20 protein-coding genes and 1 pseudogene are annotated in these 23798 nt (G+C 62.4%); 12 read left to right on the top strand and 9 right to left on the bottom strand.

The features are described from left to right. The first annotated feature begins 2 nt into the window (after positions 1 to 2). From ACFPN2_RS00755 to ACFPN2_RS00735, 5 genes are read left to right on the top strand one after another with little or no spacing between them, the layout of a single operon-like run. Positions 3 to 536: a DsbE family thiol:disulfide interchange protein gene (locus tag ACFPN2_RS00755; protein ID WP_380594003.1), complete on the top strand. Its 534-nt coding sequence runs from the start codon at positions 3 to 5 to the stop codon at positions 534 to 536. After that, positions 533 to 964, top strand: coding sequence for a cytochrome c-type biogenesis protein (locus ACFPN2_RS00750; RefSeq protein ID WP_380594001.1), 432 nt, complete (start codon positions 533 to 535; stop codon positions 962 to 964). Before ACFPN2_RS00755 ends, ACFPN2_RS00750 begins: the two co-directional genes overlap by 4 nt. After that, entirely contained in the window at positions 961 to 2040 is a 1080-nt protein-coding gene (locus ACFPN2_RS00745; protein WP_380593999.1) for a tetratricopeptide repeat protein, read from the top strand. Before ACFPN2_RS00750 ends, ACFPN2_RS00745 begins: the two co-directional genes overlap by 4 nt. A 46-nt stretch (positions 2041 to 2086) precedes the next feature. Beyond that, positions 2087 to 2974, top strand: coding sequence for a MaoC family dehydratase (locus ACFPN2_RS00740; RefSeq protein ID WP_380593997.1), 888 nt, complete (start codon positions 2087 to 2089; stop codon positions 2972 to 2974). An 11-nt stretch (positions 2975 to 2985) separates the two neighbouring features. Next, positions 2986 to 3528, top strand: a complete 543-nt coding sequence (locus ACFPN2_RS00735; RefSeq protein ID WP_380593995.1) for a nitroreductase family protein — start codon at positions 2986 to 2988, stop codon at positions 3526 to 3528. On the opposite strand, the gene ACFPN2_RS00730 is transcribed toward ACFPN2_RS00735, so the two are convergent. From ACFPN2_RS00730 to ACFPN2_RS00720, 3 genes are all read right to left on the bottom strand, one after another. Beyond that, entirely contained in the window at positions 3515 to 7387 is a 3873-nt protein-coding gene (locus ACFPN2_RS00730) for an ATP-binding protein (RefSeq protein ID WP_380593993.1), read from the bottom strand. The genes ACFPN2_RS00735 and ACFPN2_RS00730 overlap by 14 nt on opposite strands. A gap of 134 nt (positions 7388 to 7521) precedes the next feature. Then, the gene (locus ACFPN2_RS00725; protein WP_380593991.1) at positions 7522 to 10368 is read right to left on the bottom strand and encodes a hybrid sensor histidine kinase/response regulator; all 2847 of its coding nucleotides are present in this window, start codon (positions 10366 to 10368) and stop codon (positions 7522 to 7524) included. A gap of 10 nt (positions 10369 to 10378) precedes the next feature. Continuing rightward, entirely contained in the window at positions 10379 to 11458 is a 1080-nt protein-coding gene (locus tag ACFPN2_RS00720) for an ABC transporter substrate-binding protein (protein ID WP_380593989.1), read from the bottom strand. A gap of 178 nt (positions 11459 to 11636) precedes the next feature. Here ACFPN2_RS00720 and ACFPN2_RS00715 point away from each other — a divergent pair, with 178 nt between their 5' ends. After that, a complete protein-coding gene (locus ACFPN2_RS00715) occupies positions 11637 to 12596 on the top strand; it encodes a threonine ammonia-lyase (RefSeq protein WP_380593987.1) in 960 nt (319 codons plus the stop codon). A gap of 394 nt (positions 12597 to 12990) precedes the next feature. Here ACFPN2_RS00715 and ACFPN2_RS00710 read toward each other — a convergent pair. Further along, positions 12991 to 13674 (bottom strand): annotated as a pseudogene (locus tag ACFPN2_RS00710) (HupE/UreJ family protein); the annotation flags it as partial. Then, positions 13661 to 14173, bottom strand: a complete 513-nt coding sequence (locus ACFPN2_RS00705) for a cytochrome c (RefSeq protein ID WP_380593985.1) — start codon at positions 14171 to 14173, stop codon at positions 13661 to 13663. The gene ACFPN2_RS00705 and the pseudogene ACFPN2_RS00710, both read right to left, overlap by 14 nt. A 326-nt stretch (positions 14174 to 14499) precedes the next feature. Here ACFPN2_RS00705 and ACFPN2_RS00700 point away from each other — a divergent pair, with 326 nt between their 5' ends. From ACFPN2_RS00700 to ACFPN2_RS00690, 3 genes are all read left to right on the top strand, one after another. Beyond that, positions 14500 to 14760 carry an MbtH family protein gene (locus tag ACFPN2_RS00700; RefSeq protein ID WP_380593983.1) on the top strand — a complete coding sequence of 87 codons (261 nt, stop codon included), beginning with the start codon at positions 14500 to 14502 and terminating at the stop codon, positions 14758 to 14760. Beyond that, positions 14757 to 15512, top strand: a complete 756-nt coding sequence (locus tag ACFPN2_RS00695; protein ID WP_380593981.1) for a thioesterase II family protein — start codon at positions 14757 to 14759, stop codon at positions 15510 to 15512. Before ACFPN2_RS00700 ends, ACFPN2_RS00695 begins: the two co-directional genes overlap by 4 nt. A 74-nt stretch (positions 15513 to 15586) precedes the next feature. Then, a complete protein-coding gene (locus ACFPN2_RS00690) occupies positions 15587 to 17227 on the top strand; it encodes a galactose-binding domain-containing protein (RefSeq protein ID WP_380593979.1) in 1641 nt (546 codons plus the stop codon). Here the strand turns inward: ACFPN2_RS00690 and ACFPN2_RS00685 are convergent. Beyond that, positions 17218 to 17880, bottom strand: coding sequence for a methyltransferase domain-containing protein (locus ACFPN2_RS00685; protein ID WP_380593977.1), 663 nt, complete (start codon positions 17878 to 17880; stop codon positions 17218 to 17220). The two genes, ACFPN2_RS00690 and ACFPN2_RS00685, sit on opposite strands and share 10 nt — an antisense overlap. A gap of 101 nt (positions 17881 to 17981) precedes the next feature. On the opposite strand from ACFPN2_RS00685, the gene ACFPN2_RS00680 reads away from it, so the two are divergent. Together ACFPN2_RS00680 and ACFPN2_RS00675 are read left to right on the top strand one after the other, a co-directional pair. Continuing rightward, complete coding sequence (locus ACFPN2_RS00680; RefSeq protein ID WP_380593975.1) at positions 17982 to 19604, top strand: carboxylesterase/lipase family protein; 1623 nt, start codon at positions 17982 to 17984, stop codon at positions 19602 to 19604. Positions 19605 to 19692: 88 nt separating this feature from the next. Next, positions 19693 to 21231 (top strand): carboxylesterase/lipase family protein, encoded by a 1539-nt coding sequence (locus ACFPN2_RS00675; RefSeq protein ID WP_380593973.1) that lies wholly within the window; start codon positions 19693 to 19695, stop codon positions 21229 to 21231. 4 nt (positions 21232 to 21235) lie between these two features. Here the strand turns inward: ACFPN2_RS00675 and panB are convergent, their stop codons facing one another. Further along, the gene (gene panB, locus ACFPN2_RS00670; protein ID WP_380593971.1) at positions 21236 to 22087 is read right to left on the bottom strand and encodes a 3-methyl-2-oxobutanoate hydroxymethyltransferase; all 852 of its coding nucleotides are present in this window, start codon (positions 22085 to 22087) and stop codon (positions 21236 to 21238) included. Between the two features lie 103 nt (positions 22088 to 22190). Between panB and ACFPN2_RS00665 the strand changes: the two genes are divergently transcribed. Continuing rightward, on the top strand, positions 22191 to 23123 hold the full coding sequence (locus ACFPN2_RS00665) for a LysR family transcriptional regulator (RefSeq protein WP_380593969.1): 933 nt from the start codon (positions 22191 to 22193) through the stop codon (positions 23121 to 23123). Between the two features lies 1 nt (position 23124). On the opposite strand, the gene ACFPN2_RS00660 is transcribed toward ACFPN2_RS00665, so the two are convergent. Beyond that, on the bottom strand, positions 23125 to 23529 hold the full coding sequence (locus ACFPN2_RS00660; protein ID WP_380593967.1) for a DCC1-like thiol-disulfide oxidoreductase family protein: 405 nt from the start codon (positions 23527 to 23529) through the stop codon (positions 23125 to 23127). Further along, positions 23529 to 23681 carry a hypothetical protein gene (locus ACFPN2_RS00655; protein WP_380593965.1) on the bottom strand — a complete coding sequence of 51 codons (153 nt, stop codon included), beginning with the start codon at positions 23679 to 23681 and terminating at the stop codon, positions 23529 to 23531. The genes ACFPN2_RS00660 and ACFPN2_RS00655 overlap by 1 nt, the downstream gene beginning before the upstream one ends. Positions 23682 to 23798: the final 117 nt, after the last annotated feature.

Here is a 23798-nt window from a genome sequence, read left to right as displayed (position 1 = left end):
GCATGCTTAAATATCTCGTTCCTATCGGACTGTTCGCTGTGCTCGTCGGCTTTTTGTATTTCGGCCTGGGCCGGGACAAAGAGACGTTGCCGTCGCCGCTGATCGGCAAGCCCGCGCCGATTTTCGAGCTGACGCGCCTGGACGATCCTACGAAAACTTTCTCGAACACCGAGTTCGCCGGCAAACCCTATGTGCTGAACGTCTGGGGCTCCTGGTGCGTGGGCTGTCGGCAAGAGCACGGGGCCTTGCTGGAAATCGCACGTCGAGGCGAAGTACCGATCGTCGGCTTGAACTACAACGACGAGCGCCCGGCGGCGCTGAACTGGCTACAACAGCTGGGTAATCCCTACGTCGTGAACGCCTTCGATGGCGAAGGTCGCGTCGGCATCGATTGGGGCGTGTACGGCGCGCCTGAAACCTTCCTGATCGATGCGAACGGCAAGGTCATCAAGAAACATGTCGCGCCCCTCACGGTGGAGATCTGGGAACAGGAGTTCGTGCCGCTGTTGCCGCAGGCGAGGGCGGTGTCGCCATGAAACAGCTGTTATTGACCGCGACCCTCATTTTGTTCGGCTTGCAGGCGTTTGCCATCGATCGCGCGCCCGCGTTCGACGATCCGGAGATGCAAGCGCGTTACGAGCATCTGGCTCGTGAACTGCGATGCCTCCAGTGCCGTAGCGAGAGCATTGCCGATTCCAACGCGCAACTCGCGACCGATCTGCGCCGGCAGCTGCGTGAGCTGATGGCGGCCGGCAAGAGCGATAAGGAGATCATGCAGTACATGACGGATCGATACGGCGACTATGTGCTGTACAAGCCGCCGGTGTCGCCGCGCACCTGGCTGCTCTGGGCGGCGCCGGCATTGCTGGTGATTGGTGGCGGCATCACGGCGGCCATCGTGATCTCGCGCAAATCCAAGCTCTCTGACACCGATCCCGACGATCCGGGCCTGGGTGACTCGTGACCGCTTTTATCATCGTCTGCGTCGCCATGCTGGTGGCGGCGCTGTTGTGGATGGTGTTGCCTCTGGTGCGCGCTCCGAAAACGGGCGACTCGACGGAGCTCGCGTCCTATCGTTCCGAACGCCGGTTCTCCGGGATCGCTGTGGCGCTGCTGGTACCGGTGCTTGCCATTGTCATGTACGCCGGTCTCAGCAACTGGGACTGGAAGGCGGTGCAGATCGAGACCACGCAAGCGGCCAACATAGAGCAGGCTGTCAGCGGGCTGGAAGAGAAGCTCAAGCAGAATCCGGACAACCTCGATGGCTGGATCATGCTCGGTCGCTCGTATGTGGCGATGAGCCGCTATCCGCGCGCGGCCGATGCGTTTCAGCAGGCGTATGACCTGTCGAAGGGCCAGAACGTCGAAGTGCTCATCGGGCTTGGCGAAGCGCTGGCGCTGACCGATGAAGCCTCGCTGACGGGGCGGGCCGGCCAGCTCTTCGATCAGGCGCTGACCATGGCGCCGAATCATCCCAAGGCGCTCTGGTACGGCGGTGTGGCGGCCTTGCGCCAGGGCAACTTGCGCCTGGGGCGGGACCGCCTGCAGATGCTCATGGCGCAGAATCCCCCCGAAGAAATCCGCGGTGTGCTGGCCCGGCAGATCCAGGACCTCGATGAGCAGTTGGCGGCTTCCGGTGAAGGGGCAGCACCTCCCGCTCAAACGGCTCAACCCTCCGCAGTGCCGGCCGCAGGCCGTGCAATACAAGTATCCGTCTCTTTGTCACCGCAACTGCGCCAGCAGCTCAGCGGCCCCTTGCCGCTCTTTATCCTGGCTCGGGACCCGAGTGCCGGCGGGCCGCCACTTGCCGTGCAGCGGCACAGTTCCGACTCGCTGCCGTTGAATGTGACACTCTCCGAAAGGGATGCGATGATTCCGTCCCGCTCCATTGCCACCGTGCCGAAGGTGGTAGTTGTTGCACGGTTGTCGCGCTCGGGCGCGCCTCAGCAGCAAAGCGGAGACTACTATGGCGAGGCCGAATATGAATTCGGCAAGAACAGCGGGCCGTTGACTATCATCATCGACCGCGTCGTGCCTTGAGCCTCGCCACCGTCATTGCCCTTTAAGCTCGTTCGATCGCTCATTGATGTCAGCACCGACCAAGATTTCTTATGCCCGCCGCCCTTCGATGGTGCCTGCGTACGCGCGTGTGCTGCTCGGCAAGAAGCCGTACAGCGCGCCCGAAGGCACGGTGATCGAGCCGGTCGAGCTCGAAGCGCGCAAGGTCGTGCTGTCGGCGTCGCATCTGCGCAGCTATCGCGAAGTGTGTGCCGTGCCGGCTTCGGCGACCGGGTTGCCGCCGGCCTATCTGCACGTGCTCGCCATGCCGCTGCACATGCAGCTGTTCGTCGTGAAGAACTTCCCGGTGAAGGTGCTGGGCCTGATCCATCTGCGTAATACGATCCGCGTGCTCGCGCCGGTCGATGAGCGCGCACCGCTGCGTCAGCGCGTGTATTTCGACACCATGCGGCTGACCGACTTCGGCCAGGAATATGACTTCACCACCAGCTACGAGCAGAACGGCGTGCTGGTGTGGGAAGAGATCAGCACGATGTTTGCTCGCGGCACGTCGGGCCCGAAAGAGGGCAGCAAGCGTCCGGTGATCGAGCGCTCGAATCATCCGGAGACGGGCACGCACACCGACTCGGTCGAAGTCGCGGACAACACCGGCTGGCGTTACGCGCGCGTGTCCGGCGATTTCAATCCGATTCACCTGACCGCGCGTACCGCGCAGATGTTCGGCTTCAAGCAGGCGGTCGCGCATGGCATGTGGTCCATGGGCCGGTGCCTGGCCGCAGCCGCGCCGCATATTCCGAACATGAAAATTCAGATCGACACGCAGTTCAAGCTGCCGGTCTACATTCCTTCGCAGGCGCTGGCTCGCACCTGGGCGGTGCCGGGCGGCGCCGATATTTCGATGTGCACGATGAAGGGCGACCGCTTGCATCTGGCCATGCAAGTCCGCGCGCTTTGAGAGGACAGACGATGGATTTGCTGGAAGGTATTCAGTCGCGGACGTCGCCGTTGAAGCTCGCGGCGCCGGCGCCTAGCGCTGCGCAGGTGGAGCAGATCATTCGGGCCGGCACGCGTGCGCCGGATCATGGACGGCTGCGTCCCTGGCGCTTCACCGTGCTGGAAGGTGCCGCTCGCGAAAAGCTCGGCGAAGCGATGGCGAATTCTCTGCGCACGCGCGTGCCGGGCTCGCCGCAGGAGCATCTGGATGCCGAGAAAGCCAAAGCCATGCGGGCGCCGGTCGTCATCCTGGTCGGCGCGAAGATCAGCAAGGGCAAGATTCCTGAGATCGAGCAGGTGTGTGCCACGGCCGCAGCGGTGCAGAACATGCTGCTGGCCGCACAGCAGCTCGGGTTCGGCGCACAGTGGAAGACAGGCGCGGCCGCCTACGATGCGGGCGTCAAAGCACTCTGCGGGCTGGCGCCGGAAGATCACATCGTCGCGATCGTTTATCTCGGCACGGTGACGTCGCCCGGTCCGCTCGTCGAAGCGCCGGTGGACATCAAGCGTCTTTGATTTCGGCCAGTTTGCGGGCGAGCTGTTCCAGGTTGAACGGCTTGCCGATCAAATGCACGCCGGGATCGAGCACGCCGTTGTGCACGATGGCGTTGCGCGTATAACCGGTCGTAAACAGCACTTTCAGATTCGGTCGCCGCTGGCGCGCTTCGTCCGCCAGCATGCGGCCGTTGATCTCCGGCATCACCACATCGGTGAACATGATGCTGATCTCCGGATGCTGATCGAGCAGCTGTAGCGCCGCCGCCGCGCCGTTCGCTTCCAGCACGTTATAGCCCAGCTCGTTGAGCGCTTCGACGCTCACGTGACGCACGCTCTCTTCATCCTCGACCACCAGAATGGTGGTGCCTGCGCCCGACAGCGCCGGTGTGAAGCGGGCATTGGCCAGAATCTCTTCCGACGGGCCGTAGAAGCGCGGCAGATAGATTTTCACCGTCGTGCCTTGGCCGACTTCGCTGTAGATCTTCACGTGGCCGCCGGACTGATGCACGAAGCCGTGCACCTGACTCAAGCCCAGGCCCGTGCCTTTGCCGACGGATTTGGTGGTGAAGAACGGATCGAACGCTTTCTGGATCACATCGGCCGACATGCCGCAGCCGGTATCGGAGACCGCGATCATCACATACTGACCTTGCGGGATGCCGGCGTGCTGAGCGGCGTAAACATCGTCCAGATGCGCATTGCCGGTCTCGACCGTGAGCTTGCCGCCGTGGGGCATGGCGTCGCGAGCGTTGACGGCGAGATTCAGGATCGCGCTTTCCAGCTGATTGGCGTCCGTGTGCAGCTTCCAGAGTCCGCCTGCGAGCACGGTCTCGGTACGAATCGTTTCACCGAGCGTCCGATGCAGCAGGTCGGACATGCCCGCGACCAGTTTGTTTGCATTGATCGGCTCGGGCCGCAGCGGCTGCTGGCGTGCGAAGGCGAGCAGGCGCTCGGTTAGTTGAGCGGCACGCGAGGCGCCGTCCAACGCGAAGGAAGCAAACCGCTGCACATTCGAGTCGCCGCGCGCCAGACGTCGCAACAGCATGTCGAGGTTGCCGATGACCACGTTCAACATGTTGTTGAAGTCGTGTGCGATGCCGCCGGTGAGCTGGCCGAGCGACTCCATCTTCTGCGCCTGACGTAACGCTTTCTCGGCATCGCCGCGAGCTTCGATCTCGGCCTCGACGCGTTGCTTGAGCGTCTCGTTGAGATTCAACAATGCCTCTTCGGCCTGCTTGCGCTCGGTGATGTCGATCACCGAGCCGATATAACCTAGGAATTGGCCTGCGCCGTTCAGGCGGGGCGAGGCGGCGTCGATGGCCCATCGATATTCGCCGTCGCGCCGGCGCAGGCGGTATTCGATGCGAAATCCTTTGTGCCCCGTGCTCGATTCCATGAAGGCGCGTCTTGCCGCCTCACGATCCTCGGGATGAATGGCGTCGGTCCACCCGAGGCCCAGCCCTTCCGCCTCGGATTGCCCGGTGAAGTCGTACCAGCCCTTGTTGAGATAAGCGCACTGACCGTCGGCGCCAGTGATCCACATCATCACCGGCGAGCTTTCCGCCATGTTCCGGAAGCGCTGCTCGCTCTCCGCCAGCGCCGCCATGCTCTCCCTGCGCACGTTCGCGAGCTTGAGGTTGGCATGCACGCGTGCGGTCAGCTCGCGGGCCGAGAAAGGTTTGATGAGATAATCGTCGGCGCCGGCATCCAGTCCTTCGATCCGGGCTTCTTCGCCGGCGCGTGCCGACAACATGATGACGGGCAGATCGCGCAGCTGCGGATCTTCGCGAATCGCTTTCAGTAAACCGAAGCCGTCGAGCTCGGGCATCATCACGTCGGTCAGCACCAGGTCCGGCCGATGGGCGCGAATCGAGGCGAGGGCGGCGGCACCGTCGGAGACGGCTTTGACTTGCAAATGTTTGCTCAGTAGTCGCGACACGTACTGGCGCATGTCGGCATTGTCATCCGCCAGCAGCAACCGGGAGCCTTCGACCTGCGCGAGGTCATCGCTCGCGGCATCGTCGTGATATTCCTGTAAACCCACGCCGTCATTCGATAGCCACGTCAACGCTTCCTGCACGAAGGCCCGCGAGCGTTCACCGTCGCCGCTGCGCTCGGCGCTCGCGTCGTAAATCTGATCGGCCGGCAGATGGTGTGAGCCGAAAGGCACGATGACCGTAAAGGTCGTGCCTTCGTTCACGCGGCTTTCCGCGTGGATCTTGCCGTGATGAAGGCGCACCAGTTCCATGATCAATGCCAGGCCAATGCCGCTGCCTTCGTGCGTGCGACTCTTCTGTCCCTCGATGCGATGGAAACGCTCGAACAGCTTCGGCAATTCTTCGGGCGGCACGCCGACGCCGGTGTCTTTCACGGTCAGCTCCGCGCCTTGCGGAGTGGCACGCAGGCGCACTCGAACGCCGCCCTCGAACGTGAACTTGAATGCATTGGACAGCAGGTTCAGAACGATCTTTTCCCACATCTCCCGATCGACGAAGACGGGCTCGGGCAAGGGCGAGCAGTCGACGATGAGCTCGAGCGACGCGCGAGCGAGTGCCGAACGGAACGTGGACGCCAGCTCCGCGGTCAGCATCGCAAGATCGACCGGCTGAAACTTCGCCTTCGTGCGGCCCGCTTCGATGCGCGAAAAATCCAGCAGCGTATTCACCAGCCGCAACAGTCGCAGCGAGTTGCGATGCGCAGTCTGCAAACGTTCCTTCTGTGCCGCAGGCAGCGAGGCGTCCGCGTCGGCGAGTGCATCTTCCAGCGGCCCCATCATCAGCGTGAGCGGCGTGCGGAACTCGTGACTGACGTTGGAGAAGAACGCGGTCTTGGCGCGATCCAGCTCCGCCAGCTTGTGTAGACGGTCACGTTCTTCTTCGACGGCGCGGGCGTTGTGAATCGCGGTGGCGACGTGACTCGCGATCAGGTTGAAGAACGTGCGGTATTCCTCGTCCAGACGGCGAGTGGGATTCACGCCACCGATCAATACCGCGGTGGGCTGATCCTGACCGCCAGACATGACCGGCACCAGCACCGCTTCGACGATGGGACGTCCGGCAGGCCCCAGCGGCAGCGACTTGCAAGGCTCGATACGGACGGATTGAGGTTGGCAGGTTTCCACCACCTCTTGCACCGGCCACATCGCGCTCTCGGCATCGAGATCCAACACCGGTGCCGCGCATTCTTCGTCGTCACTCGCGACCCCGGCGCTGCGATTGAGGACGGCCCGGCGATGCACGGGATCGATCCAGTAGAGCAGGGCAAACGGTACGTCGTCCGGATTTTTCGCGAGCGTGTCGATCGCCGAGGTGCAGGCGGCGTCCACTGAGCGTTCCACCAGTGCTTTAGCCGCAAGTTCCGACAACGTGCGCAGCCGGCGGGCGTTGAGCACTTTGTGTGTGGTCTCGGCGCTCGGGCAGAACAGGCCGGCGACGCGGCCGGTCTCGTCGCGAATCGGACTGTAAGAGAACGAGTAGTACGTTTCTTCGAGGAAATCGCCGCGGCTCATGAACAACTGCACGTCGTCCACAAAGCTCGCCTCGCCATGCTGAAACACCTTGTCGGCGAGCGGCCCGCACACATCCCAGATCTCAGCCCATACCTCCTCGGCGGGACGGCCCAACGCGCCGGGATGCTTGGCGGGGCCGAGCACCTGAACGTAGGCGTCGTTGTACAGAAAAGTGGCGCGCGGTCCCCAGCTCATCCACATCGGATGACGGGAGTCGAGCACCAGGCTGACCGCCGTTCGCAGGCTCTGCGGCCAATGTTCGAGCGGACCGAGCGGGGTCTGGGACCAATCGAAGGCACTGACCTGGCGGCCCAGTTCACTGCCATTGTTGAAGGTGAGAGGGTTGGAGGGCGCGGCGGACGGCGGCATCAGAATCCTAGTTATCGCCTGTTCGTGAGCTACCAGCACAACAGCGGTTGTACTTACGCGGTTCCATCGAGGGGCGAATAAGAGGCCCTTTTTTCATGGCCTCGGGTCGGCAGGACGCCGACGCGAACGGGGCACTACGCGGCCGAGGAATGCCCGGCGGGCCGCGCCGGGCGGCCGTCGTAAACCCAGCGTTGGAGCGCCTTGCGAATATCCTCCACGCTCACCGGCTTGCTGAGGAAATCGTCCATTCCGGCAGCAATGCATTTGGCACGGTCGTCGGCCATGGCGTTTGCCGTGAGCGCGATGATCGGCACGCGCCGATCCTGTTCGAGCGCACGGATCTCGCGAGAGGCGCTGTAACCGTCCAGCTCCGGCATGAAGCAGTCCATGAAAATCACGTCGTAGTGCAATTGCCTCGCCATCTCGACCGCCTCGCGTCCGTTGCAAGCGAGATCGATCCGGCAGCCAAGCTTCTCAAACATGCGCTTCACCAGCAGGCGGTTGACCGCGTTGTCTTCAGCGACCAGCACGCGAGCGGTGCCATGTTCCTCGATCGCTTCTGCGCCAATGATGGGCAACTTGGCGGTTTGATCGCCATCGGAGGGCGGGGCGGTGGCCGTGGGCTCGACCCGCCAGGCGGCGCGCAGGGCATCGAGCAGTTGAGCGGGGCGAACGACGGGTTTGCTCAACAGCACCGTGCAACCGGCGGCGACGCAAGCCTCTGCAGCCGATCGCTGACTGCTGGAGATGAGCATGATCATCGCGGTATCGCCCAGGTCCGCGTGACGCTTGATATGAAGCGCGAGATCCAGACCATCCATCTGCGGCATCATGAAATCGATCAGCGCGATGTCATAAGCGCGTCCCGCGTTATGAGCTGACTGGAGCATCGAGAGCGCGATCTGCCCGGAATCGGCGCAGGCGTGATCCACGCCCCACAGCTGCAGCTGTTCGCTCAGCAAGCGACGATTCAACTCGTCATCGTCGACCACGAGGATGCGAAGTCGGGATAGGAACGAGGCATCGCCGCACGAGACAGTCGGCGTGTCGCTCGCAGGCGCCGGCAGGCTGAACCAGAATTGCGAGCCTTTGCCGAGCGCACTGCTGAAGCCGATCTGACCGCCCATCAGTTCCACCAGGCGCTTGCCGATGACCAGGCCCAGGCCGGTGCCGCCGAATTCGCGCGTCGTCGACGAGTCGGCTTGTGAGAATTGCTGGAACAGCAGCGGCTGTTTTTCCTGCGGGATACCGATGCCGGTATCGGTGACGGCACAGCGAATGAACGCCGCGCCAGACTCGCCGACGATGCGATCCACCTCGATGAGCACATGACCGCTGCGAGTGAACTTGATGGCGTTGCCGACGAGATTCAACAACACCTGACGCACGCGACCTGGATCGCCTTCGAGCATGGCCGGCACATCGGGCGCGACCCGGATGCCGATCTCGAGGCCTTTCGCATGCGCCTGATGCGCAAGGAGCTCCGCGACTTCCTCCGCGGCGCGGGCGAGATCGAACGGAATCATCTCCACGCGCAACTTGCCAGCTTCGACCTTGGAGAAATCCAGAATGTCGTTGATCACGTGGAGCAACGATTCGGCCGAGTGGCGAATGATCTGCACGTGCTCGCGCTGATCCTTGTCGAGCTCGGTGTCGAGCAGCAGGTTGGTGAAGCCGAGCACGCCGTTCATGGGCGTGCGAATCTCGTGGCTCATGTTGGCCAGGAAGTCGCTCTTGGCTCGGCTCGCCGATTCGGCGGTCACGCGCGCCTGGTGCAGTTCCTCCGCCTGTCGTTCGCGCTCGGCGATCTCCGCTTCGAGCACGCTGGTCCGGCGCAGCTCCTCGGCTCGCTTCGCTCGCTCGGTCATCTCGGCTTCGAGCGCGATCGTCTTGCTCTGAAGCGTGTCGGCCATTTCGTTGAAGGCGCGGGCCAGCTCGGTGGACTCATCGCGACCGATCACCATCGCCCGCGCCGATGACTCGCCCGCGGCGATTCGTCGCACGACCTGGGTGAGATTGACGATGGGCCGCGCTGTGCGACGAGCGATGAAGATGGCCGCGGCCGCGCAGAAGACGAGCGCCAGTGCGACGAGCCCTGCAATTTGGAAAAACATCCCGCGCAACGGCGCGATCACGTCCGCATAGTTGGCGACGGTGACGACGCGCCAGCCGCCTGCGCGATTGGCGCCATACGTCGGCAGTCGGGTGAACGCGACGAGCATAGGCACATCCGTGTTTCTAATGAGCGCCCACCCGGCGTCGTCGCGGGCCATCCGTTCCAGCAAGGTCGGATTCGCTTTGAGCACCGATCGCAGCGGCTTGTCATCGCCCGAGGCATGCGAGCCGAGCAGCTTGTCGCCGTCGAGCTCGATCAAGTAGGCCTGTCGTTCGGCCGAGGCTCGTTTGCTGATATCGCGTAACATCTCCTCGAACGGCGCATCCAGCAGTTCGGCGACCATCACGCCGCCTACGTGATTGTTGGCATCGCGCACGGTGATCATGAGATAGAACGCGGAATCATCCGCGTCACGCTCGTGTGTGAGACTCACGAGCTCCGCTGAACCGACCGGACGTTGCACGACACTTGCGAAATTCGCGCGCAGTCCAGCGGTGAACTCGAACACCGAATGGCCGACGTCGGTCGCATCCGAGGAAGACACCACCTGGCCCTGCAGGTTGGTCAGATAAATCCGCCGCATGTAGGGATAGACGTAGGTGAAGTTCTGTAGCCGCGCTGTCATTTGGGAGCGCGTGTCTTTGTGAATGACCGGGTCGTCAACCAGCAGATACATGCCACGCACGGCATCCAGAAGCAGATTGTCGACGGCACGTGCGGTAGGAACGAGGCTGTCTTGAAAGCGGGCGGCCACCAGCTGCTCGGTGTGCAGCTTCATCATGGGATACAACGCGCCGACCGCGACGGCCAGCGATATCGCCGTCATTCCCAACAGGGCGGTGAGAATTTTTCGGGTGAGCGTCATTGCCGCAAGCTCACTCGAGTGCCCGGATGAAGCGCGAATCCAGGTGCGCCGGGCTGTCCACGCGGCGCGTGACCAGGCCGCGATTCAACATGAAATCGTTCATCCGGCGCCACGAGCCATGCAACGATTCGAAGCCCGCAGCGTACGAGAACGCTCGACTGTTATCAGCGAGCCCGAGTGTCCGATCGGTGCTCAACAAACCTTGCACGTACGGCAGCGGCTCGTTCGCCAGTCGCGCGACGATGGCGCAGGACTCATCCGGATGCTCGCGGATGTAACGTTCAGCGCGCTTCCAGACTTGCGCCAGCGCTTCCACTTCACGCGGATGTTGCTCGATGAAATCCCGTCGCAACGTGAATACAGAGTAGGTGAGGCCGGGAAAGTCCGCGGCGGAGAAGATCTGGACGCCGCCGGCGGCCTTGGCGTCGGTCACAAACGGCTCCCAGACCAGCACGGCGTCGATGGTGCCCGCGGTGAATGCTTTGATGGCGTCGTCGCCGTTCATGTCCAGCAGGTCGAACTCATCGAGAGCCAGATGATCGCGCTCGGCGACCACCGACAACAGATATTCCAGGTAGGTGCCTCGATGCAGAGCGATCTTCTTACCGCGCAGATCCTGCAGTCGGCGGATGTTGGGCTTGGCGATCAGCGCCTCAGCCGCCTCGGAATAATCGATGGCGATGATGCCCACCAGATCGTTGCCTGCGGTCACGTGCCGCACCAGGTCGTACTCGGTGAAGCCCATGCCTTGCAGCTCGCCGGAATTCACCTTCTCCATCGACTGGAAGTATTTGAGATTCACGTCGACCCGTTCGACATTCAAGCCGGCGTCGTTGAACCAGCCTTTTTCCCACGCGACATCGATCCAGTAGCTGCCCGGCCATAGATAGGTGGCGAGGCGGATGGGCGCTGCGGAGAGCGGTTGCGGCGGCGCCGGAGCATGACAGGCTCCGGTCACCACGCAGGCAACAAACATCGCTGCCGCAGCCGCGAACGAAGCGCGGCCGGCGGTCACAAGCGACTTGAAGGCCTGGAACATCCGCGTGATCACGACCTGAGCGTCCGTCGACTGGTTGCCGGGATTTCTCATTCCGAACAGCGGCGTGTTTGACGGAATCTTGAGCAGGTAACAGCTTGGTCGGGCGCTACGTCACGAACCTCGGCCCGACTAGGGAAATGCCTCAGGGGGAAACTGTGCGCTCGGTCACGTAAGCGGCATCGGCGTATAATGCGCCGCGTCCACACCCGCGCCATTCCTGGGGATGCGAATGACTCTGACCTTGGCCGATATCCGCGCAGCACACACCCGCATCAGGGATCGCATCCATCGCACGCCCGTCATGACCAGCGCAACGCTCAATGAGAAGGCCGGCGCCCAGCTGTTCTTCAAATGTGAGAACTTGCAGAAGATCGGCGCCTTCAAGGCGCGAGGCGCGACCAACGCCGTTGCATTGCTCTCCGATGAGGAAGCGAAGCGCGGGGTGGTGACGCATTCATCGGGCAATCACGCAGCCGCCCTGGCGCGTGCGGCCAAATTGCGAGGCATCCCGGCTTACATCGTGATGCCGTCGACCTGTCCTCAGGCGAAGGTGGCCTCGGTGCGTCGCTATGGGGCCGAAGTGATTCTGTGCGAGCCGACCTATGCCGCGAGGGAAAGCAACGCGAAGAGCGTGGTCGAGCGTACCGGCGCCGTATTCATTCATCCGTTCAACGATCCGCGAGTGATGGCGGGGCAGGGCTCGCTTGCGTTGGAGTTGCTGGAGGACGTTCCGGATCTCACCGACATTCTTTGTCCGATTGGCGGCGGCGGCCTGATCAGCGGCGTGTCCACGGCCATCAAGAGCATCAATCCGGAGATTCATGTGTTCGGGGTCGAGCCCAAAGGCGCCGATGACGCTGCCCAGTCCCTGGCGGCGGGAAAGATCATTCCTTGCACTTCGCCCAACACGATCGCCGATGGCCTGCGCGGTTCGCTGGGCGAGCTGACGTTCGAAGAGATTCAGCGCCATGTCGACGGCATCGTCACGGTCTCAGAGGAGGAGATCGTCCATGCGATGCGCGCGATCTGGGAAGTGATGAAGATCATCGTCGAGCCGTCCGGCGCAGTGGCCTACGGCGCGTTGGTCGATGGACAGCTCGATGTGCCGGGTCGCCGGGTCGGCATCATTCTCACCGGCGGCAACCTGGACCTCGACACGTTGCCCTGGATGACGCCGGCTACAGCGTAGCGGGGCCTTCGATTCGCCCGAGCTTGGTGAAGTAGCCGTTGACCTCGAGCACGATGGTCAACGGCGTATCGCTGAGATTGCGCCAGTACCAGCCGTGCATGCCCGTGAACGGCGCCACGAACGAGCCGTGCGCCGTCTGGCTGCTCTGTACGGTTTCGTAGCTGCGGAAATAGTTCTTTGGCCACTCGCCCTCGGTGGGCTCGCCATGGAATTCATAATAGACGGCGCCGGGTCCTTCGGTGCTCCACGAATACAGCATGGGTTCGCCGATCGCGAGCTTCGCTTTGTACTCGAGCTCTTCGCGCGGCTGAACGTTGATCTCGATGCGCACCGTGCGAGGTTTGCGCTCGTGCGCGTGCATGATGCTGGCTTGCATCTGCGCATTGCTCTCGGCATAGCCCATGAGTTGATAGCCGACGAGCGCGAACCCCGCCGCCATCAATAGCACGTTCGCAACCTTCGCCTGCCGGGGGAAGGCAGCGATCGATCGCCAATACTTCATGACGATGAGCATGGCGCTCAAGGCCAGCACCTGACCGAGCTCCACGCCCACGTTGAACGCCAGCATGTTCGGCACCAGCCCGTCCGGCGATAACGAAAAATCCTGCAGCTTGGTGGCGAGACCGAAGCCATGAAAGAACCCGAACACGAGCACCGCGGCCTTGGGGTTCGGCTGCACGCCGAACCAGGTTTGAAACGCGCCGAGATTGTCGAGCGCCTTGTAGACCACCGAGAAACCGATGATGGCATCGATCACGTAGGGATCGACCTTGAGCCCGCTCAGCACGCCGAACAATAGCGTGACGCTGTGACCGATCGCGAACAGCGTGACATACGCGGCCACTTCCTCGAGCCGATACAAAAAGAAAATCACGCCCAGCAGGAACAGCAAATGATCGTAGCCGGTGACCATGTGCTTGGCGCCGAGATACATGAACGGCAGCAGCTGCAGGCCGCTGGTGGTCTGCAGGAACGCTTGATCTTCGGGTGCGACGTTATGCGCCAGCGCCTGGCTCGCGAGCAGACAGAGCACCAGCGCGAACGCCGAGCGCACGGACAATGACCTACCGCTTCCCATCAGGCGTCGGTGTGAATATGTACTTCGCATGACAGTCGGTGCAGGCCTGATAGATATCCCCAGAGGCGGCGAACAGGGCCTCGGGATCTTTCACTTCGGTCGCTTCGATGGCGGTTCTCGCCGCCGCGCTCATCGCACGGGCCTTGGCATTCCAATCGGCCACATCCTGGATCTGCGAGTTGCGGCTGCGGCCTTCGATCATCAGCAGATTGCCTGCCTCGAGCACGGTGACCGCATTGTTACGGACAGTGTTCCATTCCTCGTCGGTGCGCGGCTGCACGTTCTCTTCACCCTTGTCGGTGACGATGCTGGCGACGGCGCCGAAGACCACTTTGGAACTCGGATCGATCATCCAGCTCATCAATTGTCGCGTGTCAACCGAGGTGTCGAACGGAATCGCCCCGGTGACGGTGCCTGGCGACGCGACCGGCGCCGGTTTCCCGCAAGCGGCCTGGAGCAGACAGCTGGCGAGCACAGCCGCCATCGTTATTGTTCGCATGGGCGCTATCGTAACGCACCGATGCTCTCGGACGGTCAAGAATTGCCTGGGACGCATGATCGATATACAGAACGGACGAGGGTGGGGACTGTCGTCACGAAAGTTGGGTTTCATCAATAATCCACCAAGCCCAACAATCCGTGCCAGAGGCGCCGCGCCCAGACCTGCCGTCTTCGCATGCCAGGCTCGTTTCCATGCGGCAATACCAGGGCTTCGCGCGATCGGACGAGCATCGTCGCACCATCCGCATGCATTCGGCGCGGTGATCCGTTTCATCTCTCGTTAGCATCGCGCGGACTCTCGCAGCGATTAACTGGAGGCGTGCCATGGCTGGTGGGTTTGACGACGAGAACGGCAAGTTCCGCGTGTTGATGAACGAAGAAGAACAATATTCTTTGTGGCTGGATGGTATGGAGATTCCTCGCGGCTGGATCGACACCGGCGTCGCGGGCGATAAAAAGACCTGCCTCGATTATGTCGGCAAAGTGTGGACGGACATGCGTCCCAAGTCGTTACGCGTGTGGATGGAAGAGCACGCCAAAAAGACGGCCGCCGAGTCCGCCGAAACAGCGACTCCCGAGGCATGACGTCGAAGGCGCTGGTCTCTCTGCTCTGCCTGCCATGCGGGGGCGCCAGCGCCGCGATCTACGCGCGCTGGCGTCTGCACCTGCCGCGATGGATTCATCTGGTCCCCGTCGAGCTGCCCGGTCGTGGTGCACGAGCCGCCGAGCCGTTCAGCTGTAACATTTCCGAACTAGTGGAGCAGCTGTGTTTGGAGCATGCGCGCGTGCTCGAAACGCCCTATGCCTTATTCGGGCATAGCATGGGCGGGCTGCTCGTCTACGGCATGGCGAGACATTTACAACAACACGGCCGATCGCTGCCGTTGATGATGTTTGCTTCGGCGAGCCCGGCCCCCTCGAGCGGCAGCTGGCATTTCTCGGGGCGCGACAACGATGAGGCGCTGCTACGGGATCTGCATCGTTATGGCGGCACGCCCGGCGATGTCCTGGAAAGCCCTGAAATGCTGCGGCTGGCGATGGATGCTTTGGCCGCCGACTACGTACTCTGTAACAGCTTCGAGTATCAGGGAGCGGCTCACTTGCCGGTGCCTGTGCGTGTGCTCGCCGGACGGGACGATGAAGTGAGGCAGGAACAGCTCGCGGCGTGGCGCAGGGAGACGACGGCGAGCTTTGCCATCCACTGGTTCGACGGCGGTCATTTCTATCTGCGCCCGCAGGAGAAGCCGGTGGTTCGGCTGATCGAGCAGCAACTCGCCGAGACGCTTAGGACACTCAAGGAAAACTCTGAGGTGGCATTGCCCGCTTTGCCGGCCTGAGTTTGGCGCTCGCGCTCATCCACAACGTCTTTCGAAGTGGCGATCCTATGCCCCGCAGGCAAAAGGAGAGCACCTTGAAAGTAGCGGCACGGTTGCTGGGATTATGGATGGCGATGACTGCGGTGGCGGCCCACGCGCAGCAGTTCGACAAGATCGGCTTTTTTGTCGGTGAGGCGACGCCCGCGAGCGCGGCGCCGGCCTATCGCGCCTTCGTCGAGAAGGTGCAACAGATTCCGAATTCCACCAACGTCTTCATCGATTATCGCGAGCCGATCTGGAGCGCCGGCACGTACGATCCCAAGTGGCGCAATAACGCGACCTGGGCGGCGGGCAATCTGGCGGACCTGTGCTCCGTTGACTATCTCAATCGACTCGATGCGGAAGGCCGGCCCAGCCTGATTCCGATCGTGAGCGTCGGGCTCACCGACGATCCCACCGTTTATCAGCTCAATCTGCCCGAAGGCGATCCCAATCGCGGCGTGTACAGCGAGACCGCGGCTGTTGGAATGATGAACGCGGTCGCCGCCGGCAAGTATGACTTCGACGGCACGGGGCGCTACCGCGTGTGGCCGGCGATCTTCGATGCCTTCAAGAACAAAGGCTTTCGAAAGATTTATCTGCGCATCGGCTGGGAACAGAACGGCAACTGGTACGGCTGGCAAGTGCGCAGCGAGGCGACGCGCGTTGCTTATATCCAGGCGTGGCGACACGTCGCGACGCTGGCGCATTCGTATGCGAGCGCCAACGGCATGGTCATCGAAACCATGTGGAGCCCGTCGGCGTCGTATGCCAACTACGGGTTGAGCGAGGAGAGCAGCTATCCCGGCGATTCGTACGTCGACATCATCGCGCCGACGCACTACAGCCCGATCTGGAATCCGACGCGCTCGCGTGACAAGACGGCTTATCACGATTGGACCAGCGGCCAGAACGTATCGCTTGCGGACTGGCTGGCGAACCCGGCGAATCGTCGCGTGGTTTGGGATTATCCTGCAGCGGACTATTGGAATCCGACGCGCGGCTGGGGTCTGCCGGCCGCCATCGATTTCGCGCTCGCTCATAGCAAACGTTTCGCATTGTCCGAGACGGGCACGGGCAACGTCGGCGTCACACGCAGCGGCGGTGGTCCCGTCGACGAAGGCGACTATCCGATCTATCTCGGCGAGCGTCTCGCTGCGGCGATTGCTCGCGGCCTGGAGCTCGAAGTCGTCGAGATCTGGCCGCAAGCCTCGGGCACCGACAAGCTAACGTTCCTGAGTGGCGCGCGTCCGCTCGAGGCTACGGCCTGGAAGGAGTTTGGAACGATGCTCGCGGCCGCGCAGTCACCGCGCAATCTTGCGAAGAGTCGCAAGGCTTATCCGAGCTCGACGGAAAGCAGCACCTATGCGGCAGCCAAAGTCACGGACAGCAGCACGTCGACTGCCTGGCACAGTGCCGCGGGTGACAAGCAATGGATCTACGTGGATTTGGGGCAGCGCTATTCGCTCTCTCGCGTGCGGCTTACTTGGGATACAGCTTATGCGTCCGAGTACACCCTCCAGGTGCAGGTGAGCACGAACACGTGGACCACGATCTACAAGACGACGGCGGGCGATGGCGGGGTCGACGACATTCGCGGCTTGAGCGGCGTCGGTCGATTCGTCCGGGTGTTCGCGACGAAACGCGGTACGACGGCGCGCAATTACGGGCTCAAGGAGTTTGAGGTTTATCCTTGAGCCGGGCGCCGCGCGAGCACCAGCCAATTGTTGAAGGGCGTACGGCCCCATAGCGGTTTGAATTCCGCATGCAGGCCGTGTCGATGCAGCGTGGCGCGCAGTTCCTGCGCCGAGGGCTGGGCCTTGAAGGACGTCTTCATCCAGCCGACCAGATGACCGAAGCGGTCGGTGGCTCGTGTCATCGCGCTTCGCCACGTGCCATCGGCCAGCCCGGTGCGAATCACCAGCTGGCCTCGTTTGCTGACGCACTGAGCCGCTTGCGACAGCAATGTTCCTTGTGCCTGGTGTGGCAGATACTGGAGCACATCCAGCAGTGCGACGCTGCCTTGATGCTTGGGGAACTGTTCGCTCAAGTCACAGACCTGGAAGTCCGCGTTGTCATGACCGCCGCGCGTCGAGGCAACCCGTGCGGCGGCGATTTTCGCGGCGTCGGTGTCCACGCCGACATAAGGCACTTTGCGGCCGCTTGCTCGCAGACAGTGCAATAGCAGACCGATTCCGCATCCCAGATCCAGCAACGGCTCGGCGTCCTCATCGAACGCGCCGGGCACCGCTTCATACAGCGGATCCATCGCCAGTTTGCTCAGAGAATAGTAATAACGATAGCGGTCCGGCAGAAAACTCGCGGCAATCGTACGTTTGGGCAATGGCATGGCCGGATGGGGACACTTTTCTTGACATTGTTAGCACTGGTCACGCCGGTGCGCAGGGTTACTATGCTCGCACACAAATGAACGATTGATCGAGGGGGAGCATGTTTTCTCGACGTGAAATCATTGCGAGCGGATTGAGCGCGGCGTTCACGGCGGGCGTATTGCAAACAGCACGCGCTTTCGCCACCACTGAGCCGATCGCTGAAACCGCGGCGGGTAAAGTCAAAGGTCTCACTCGCGATGGCGTGCACGTCTTCAAAGGCGTGCCGTATGGCGCATCGACGGGCGGGCGCAACCGATTCATGCCGCCTCAACCGCCCGTACCGTGGAAGGGCGTGCGAGACGCACTCGATTATGGTCCGAGCACGCCACAGCGAGAGCCGGGTAAACAACCCGCGACCGGCGGGCCCGCGGCATTGATTGGCGAGTTGAGCGATCGGCCGGAAAGCGAAGACTGCCTGGTGCTCAACGTATGGACGCGTGGCTTGCGCGATGGTGGCAAGCGCCCCGTGATGTTCTGGATTCATGGCGGCGGTTTCACGGCCGGTTCCGGCTCTTCGCCGGGCTACGACGGCACCAATCTCAGCAAGCGGGGCGATGCGGTGGTCGTCAGCATCAATCACCGGCTGAACGTTCTCGGCTTCACTTACCTCGGCGGCGTCGGTGGCGCGGAGTTTGCGAACACCGGCAACGTCGGCATGCTGGATATCGTCCAGGCGCTGCGCTGGGTTCGCGACAACATCGAGCAGTTCGGTGGCGATCCGAACCGCGTGATGATCTTCGGTGAGTCCGGGGGCGGACGCAAAGTCGGTACGTTGCTCGCCATGCCTGAGGCCAAGGGTCTGTTCCATGCAGCCGTCAACCAGAGCGGGCCGACGATCAAAGTCGTGTCGCAGGAAGATGCGACCAAGGTTGCCGACGCGTTACTCGCCGAGCTGCAAATCTCTCGACAGGAGGTTCGCAAGCTGCAGGACGTGCCGGTCGACAAGATGATCGGTGCGTTCTATGCCCTCAGCCGCAAGCATCAACTGAGTCACACGACGAATGGCTTCGCGCCGGTCGTCGACGGCCAGGTCCTGCCGCAACATCCGTTTCATCCGCAGGCATCGGCATTGATGGCCGCCGTGCCGTTGATCATCGGGACCAATCGCACGGAGATGACGCTGCAGCTCGCCGGCGATATGGCAGCGTTCAATCTCGACGAAGCAGGGCTGCAGACGCGAGCGAAGGGGCTGCTCGGAGAACAAGCGGAGTCGGTGCTCGCCGCGTATCGCAAGGCCGAGCCGACGGCGACACCGTCTGAATTGTTCTTCCTGATGATCAGCGATCAGCGGTACTGCGCGCCGCTAATGACGATCGCGGAGCGTCGGGCCGCGCTCGGCAAGGCACCGGTGCATTGTTACTACTTCACCTGGGAAACACCGGTGCAGGGCGGTCGATTGAAGTCGCCCCATGCCTTGGAAATTGCCTTTGCGTTCGACAACACCGAACTGTCGTCGCGCTTCACTGGCGGCGGGCCGCGTGCGGCGGCGTTGGCGGACAAGATGGCGGACGCGTGGATTGCGTTCGCTCGCACCGGCAATCCGAACACCTCGAAGCTGCCGACGTGGACGCCCTATACGGCAGCTCAGCGCGCCACCCTGGTGCTCAACGATTCAAGCGCCATCGTGAACGATCCGTTTGGGGCGCGTCGCGCGGCCATGCAAGCGGCCATGAAGTTTTAGCTCATTGCTTCCACTCACCAGTGCGATCTCGCCAGCAGCCGGCTGCGCGTGGATCTGCGGCACGATCGTTTTCGAACAGGGGGCGCGTATGAGGACTTGGCGTTGGCTTGGAATGTTCGCGAGCGCATGCTTGTGTTTTACCGGCGTGCGAGCGGATGAGCCGATCGTTGCGACGAAGGAAGGGCGTCTGCGCGGCGCTCAACTGCAAGATCCGGCGGTGTATGTGTTCAAAGGCGTGCACTACGGCCAATCGACCGCGGGCGCTGCGCGATTCAAGGCGCCGAAGCGCGTGGCCAAGTGGGATGGCATTAAAGACGCGGTGAAGTTCGGGTCGATCTGTCCGCAAGCCGGTGACCCGGGGCGTCGGACGACGACGCCGGGTGAATCGTTGTCCCCGAGCGAAGATTGCCTGGTGCTGAACGTGTGGACGCCAGCCATCGATGGCAACGGCAAACGTCCTGTGATGGTGTGGCTGCACGGGCGTGGCTTCTATGCGGGGGCGGGTTCCGAGCCGCTTTACGACGGTGCGCGGCTTGCCAAGCGCGGCGATGTGGTCGTGGTGACCATCAATCATCGGTTGAATGTCTTTGGATATCTGCATCTGGCCGACGTGGGCGGCAAAGAGTTCGCCACGTCGGGTAACGTCGGCGTGCAGGACATGCAGCTCGCGCTCGAGTGGGTCCGCGACAACATTGCGACCTTCGGTGGCAACCCCGGGAATGTGACGATCTTCGGGGAGTCCGGCGGCGGCGTGAAGGTGTCGACATTGCTGGGTGTGCCCTCGGCCAAGGGGCTCTTTCATCGGGGCATCATCCAGAGTGGCGCGCGTACCCGTGGCATGCCCGCCGACATGGCCAGCAAGAACACGAAGACGGTGATGGCAAAGCTGGGCGTCAAAACGGTCGCCGAGTTGCAGGCTGTGCCGATGGACGATTTGCTGGCCGCGGTGGTGACAGCAACGGGTCGCACGACACCTGACTTCGGTCCTGTCGTCGATGGCAGCTATCTGCCCGCCAACATGTTCGAGCCCCAGGCAGCGCCGAGCGCGAGTGGCATTCCCATCGTGGTGGGCTCGAACAAGGACGAATATGCGCTGTACGCACGTGAGCATCCGTTGTTCGGCAAGATGAGCGAGGCGCAGCTACGCGAGGATCTGCTACCGGACTACGGTGCGAACACCGATGCACTGATTGCTGCTTACAAGCAGTCGCGCCCACAAGCCTCGCCGTGGGATCTCATGGTCGCGATTCGTAGCAATCGCTTTCACATTGGCACCGTGCGACTGGCGGAAGCGGCCTCGAAAGCCTCGCCCGTGTATGTGTATAGCTTCGACTTCGAGCCCTCGCCGTTGAAGGCGTCGCACGGTTCGGAGATCGCCTTCGTGTTCAGCAATGCGACGGCCAGCCCGACGGCGCGACCGGGCGCCAAGGCCGTCGAGGATGCGATGAGCGAGGCGTGGATTGCGTTCGCTCGGACCGGCAACCCCATTCACGCGGGGCTGCCGACGTGGCCTACCTACGACGCGCGGAATCGCCCCACGATGGTCTTCGATGTCGCATCGAAGGTCGTCAATGACCCGCGTGCGTCCGAGCGCAAGGTATGGGAGGGGCGGGACCTGGTGAGGTGATCGCTCAGGCGGTCAGCAAGGCTCGGAAGCGCTCTTTGGCTTCCGGGCCGATATCCGAGGTTTGTTCCTTGCCCGGGAACGTGCCTTCCGACACGTCCCTGACGAACTGCCGACCGGCGGTCACCACGTCCTGCGCCACGTTCGCATAGCGACGGGTGTGGCGCGGCTTGAAATCGGTGTAGAGCCCGAACAGGTCATGAAACACCTGGACCTCGCCATCACAGTGCGGCCCGGCGCCGATGCCGATGGTGGGAATCGAGACGCGCTGAGAGATCTCCTGTGCCACTGAGGCGGGCACGAGCTCGAGCACGATGGCGAACGCACCGGCGTCTTCCAGAGCCTTGGCATCGGCCACCAGCGAAGCAGCCGCCGAGGGCTCCTTGCCTTGAATGCGCGGGCCGCCCATGGCGTGCACGGATTGGGGCGTAAAGCCCAAATGGCCGCACACCGGGATGCCGACATTGACCAGCCGCTCGATGGTCGGCGCGATGGTTACGCCGCCTTCGATCTTTACGGCGCCGACCTTGCCTTCGGTCAACAGCCGCGCCGAGTTACGTAATGCCTCCTCGATTGACACTTGATAAGTCATGAAGGGCATGTCGCCGACCAGGAGCGAGCGCTGGGCGCCGCGCGCCACCATCTGCGAGTGATAAATGATCTGGTCGAGCGTCACCGGCAGGGTGGTGTCCTGCCCCTGGACCACCATGCCCACGGTATCTCCGACCAGGATCATGTGGACCCCGGCGGCGTCGACCATCTGCGCCGACGTGTAGTCGTAGGCGGTCAGCATGGCGATGCGTTCGCCCCGGCGCTTCATCGCGACGATATCGATGGTCGAGAGTCGTTGGCCCTTCACAAGCATGTCCCCCAGTTTCGGCGCGGTCACAATTCCATTTGCCCGGACATTAGTCAACGCTAAGGTTCTTTGCATCGACCCAAGGAAATGCTTATATGGGGGCATGACGCTCGAAGATCTCCGCATTCTGGTCGCGGCCTGCGAGGCCGGCAGCATGAGCTCGCTGGCGCGCGAGCTGCAGCGAACCCAGTCTTCCATCAGCCAGCACATTGCGCGGCTCGAGGCCGAGCTCGGCATTCGATTGTTCGAACGGCACGCGCGCGGCGTGCAGCCCACGGCCGCCGGCAAGATTCTCAAGGACTTTGCCCTCGAAGGGCTGGATGCGATCGAAGTCGGGCTGCAGCGGGTGCGAGCGTTACAGCATGGCGAGTCCGATACGCTGACCATCACCACCGGCGGCACGACCGTGCGTCACTTTATGCGTCACTCGGTGGTGAGCTTCAGAAAGGAACACCCGGGCGTGAACCTGCGATTTCTGCCGGCCAGCTCGACGCGCCGCTGTTTCGAGATCTTGCGACTGAATCAGGCGGATCTGGGCTTTGTCACGACTGGCGAGCCGGCGCGCGGCATCAACGAGAAGACCATCGCCAAGCAACGTTTGTTTCTATTGACCACGAAGGACGATCCGCTGTCGCGTCGGCGAAAGTTACGGTTGCAGGATCTCAAAGGCATTCGTTATTTGGGACTGGCCGGCGGCACGACTCATCACAGCGCCATCGAGCAGGCGGCGGCACAACGGGGTGTCGAGCTCAAGGCGGAAGTCGTGTTCGACGATTTCGACACCGCGAAGCTGTTCGTCGAGCTGGGCCTGGGGCAGGCCATCGTGCCAGCTGTGCACGCCTATAACTTCGAGCGCGGCGGCGGTCCCGTGAAGGCGGTGCTGATTGCCGATCTGCCCTCCGTCTCTATCGGCTGGGCGTTCCGGCATTGGCATCATTTGTCGCCGGCAGCGCGCGACTTCGTCGAGATCACCAATCGGGAGATCGGCAAGCTCCACAACGTGCCGGGACTGGAGCTGGCGGCGGCGATCCGCTGAATCAGCCGTCGATGGAGGCGGGGTTGGGTGGCAGGCGTGACCGGCCCAGCAGCTTCAGTGTGAAATTTCTACCCGCGCGCAGGATGGGATAGGCGAAGCGCGAGAACGCGGCCGAACGAAATGCCAGCGAGTTGAGCCGATTGAACCAGCCCGCTCGGGTCGTGAGTAGCGCGAGGGCATGAATGCAATCGGCGCCATGGAAGTAGCGTCCATTCAGTTTCAGCACCATACCTTCATCGACGTCATAGCCCTGCCGTTGCACCTCATCGACGAGCGCCGGATGTTCACGAGCGTTCGCGAGCATCACCGCGCCCACTGCCTCACGCAGGCGCATGTGAACGACGTATCGCGAGCAAAAAGGGCAGTCGCCGTCGTAGAGCAGCCAGTTCGCCGAAGACTGAGTCATCAGTCGTTGATGCCGGCCGTGGAAGAATTGTCCGGGCACTCGGAGTAGAAATTACAACCGCTCAGCACGGGCAAGTTGCGTAAAGCATCGTAGGCGCCGGCGAGCGCCAGCGCGGAGAGGAAATAAAGCGCTAATTTCCTGCGTGTGAGCATGTTTCATCCCATCCCGACCAGAGCGCGATAGTACTGCATCGGTGCGTGACATTCAGTACTCCTGCGCAAAGACCGCAGTGATCAGACGGCACGATTTTCGCTTTAACTTTCCGATTT

Origin of the sequence: Steroidobacter flavus (assembly GCF_042651805.1) — a bacterium.
Taxonomy (GTDB): Bacteria; Pseudomonadota; Gammaproteobacteria; order Steroidobacterales; family Steroidobacteraceae; genus Steroidobacter; species Steroidobacter flavus.
The sequence above is the reverse complement of the archived record's forward strand: the minus strand, read 5'-3'. Positions and strand labels throughout refer to the sequence as shown.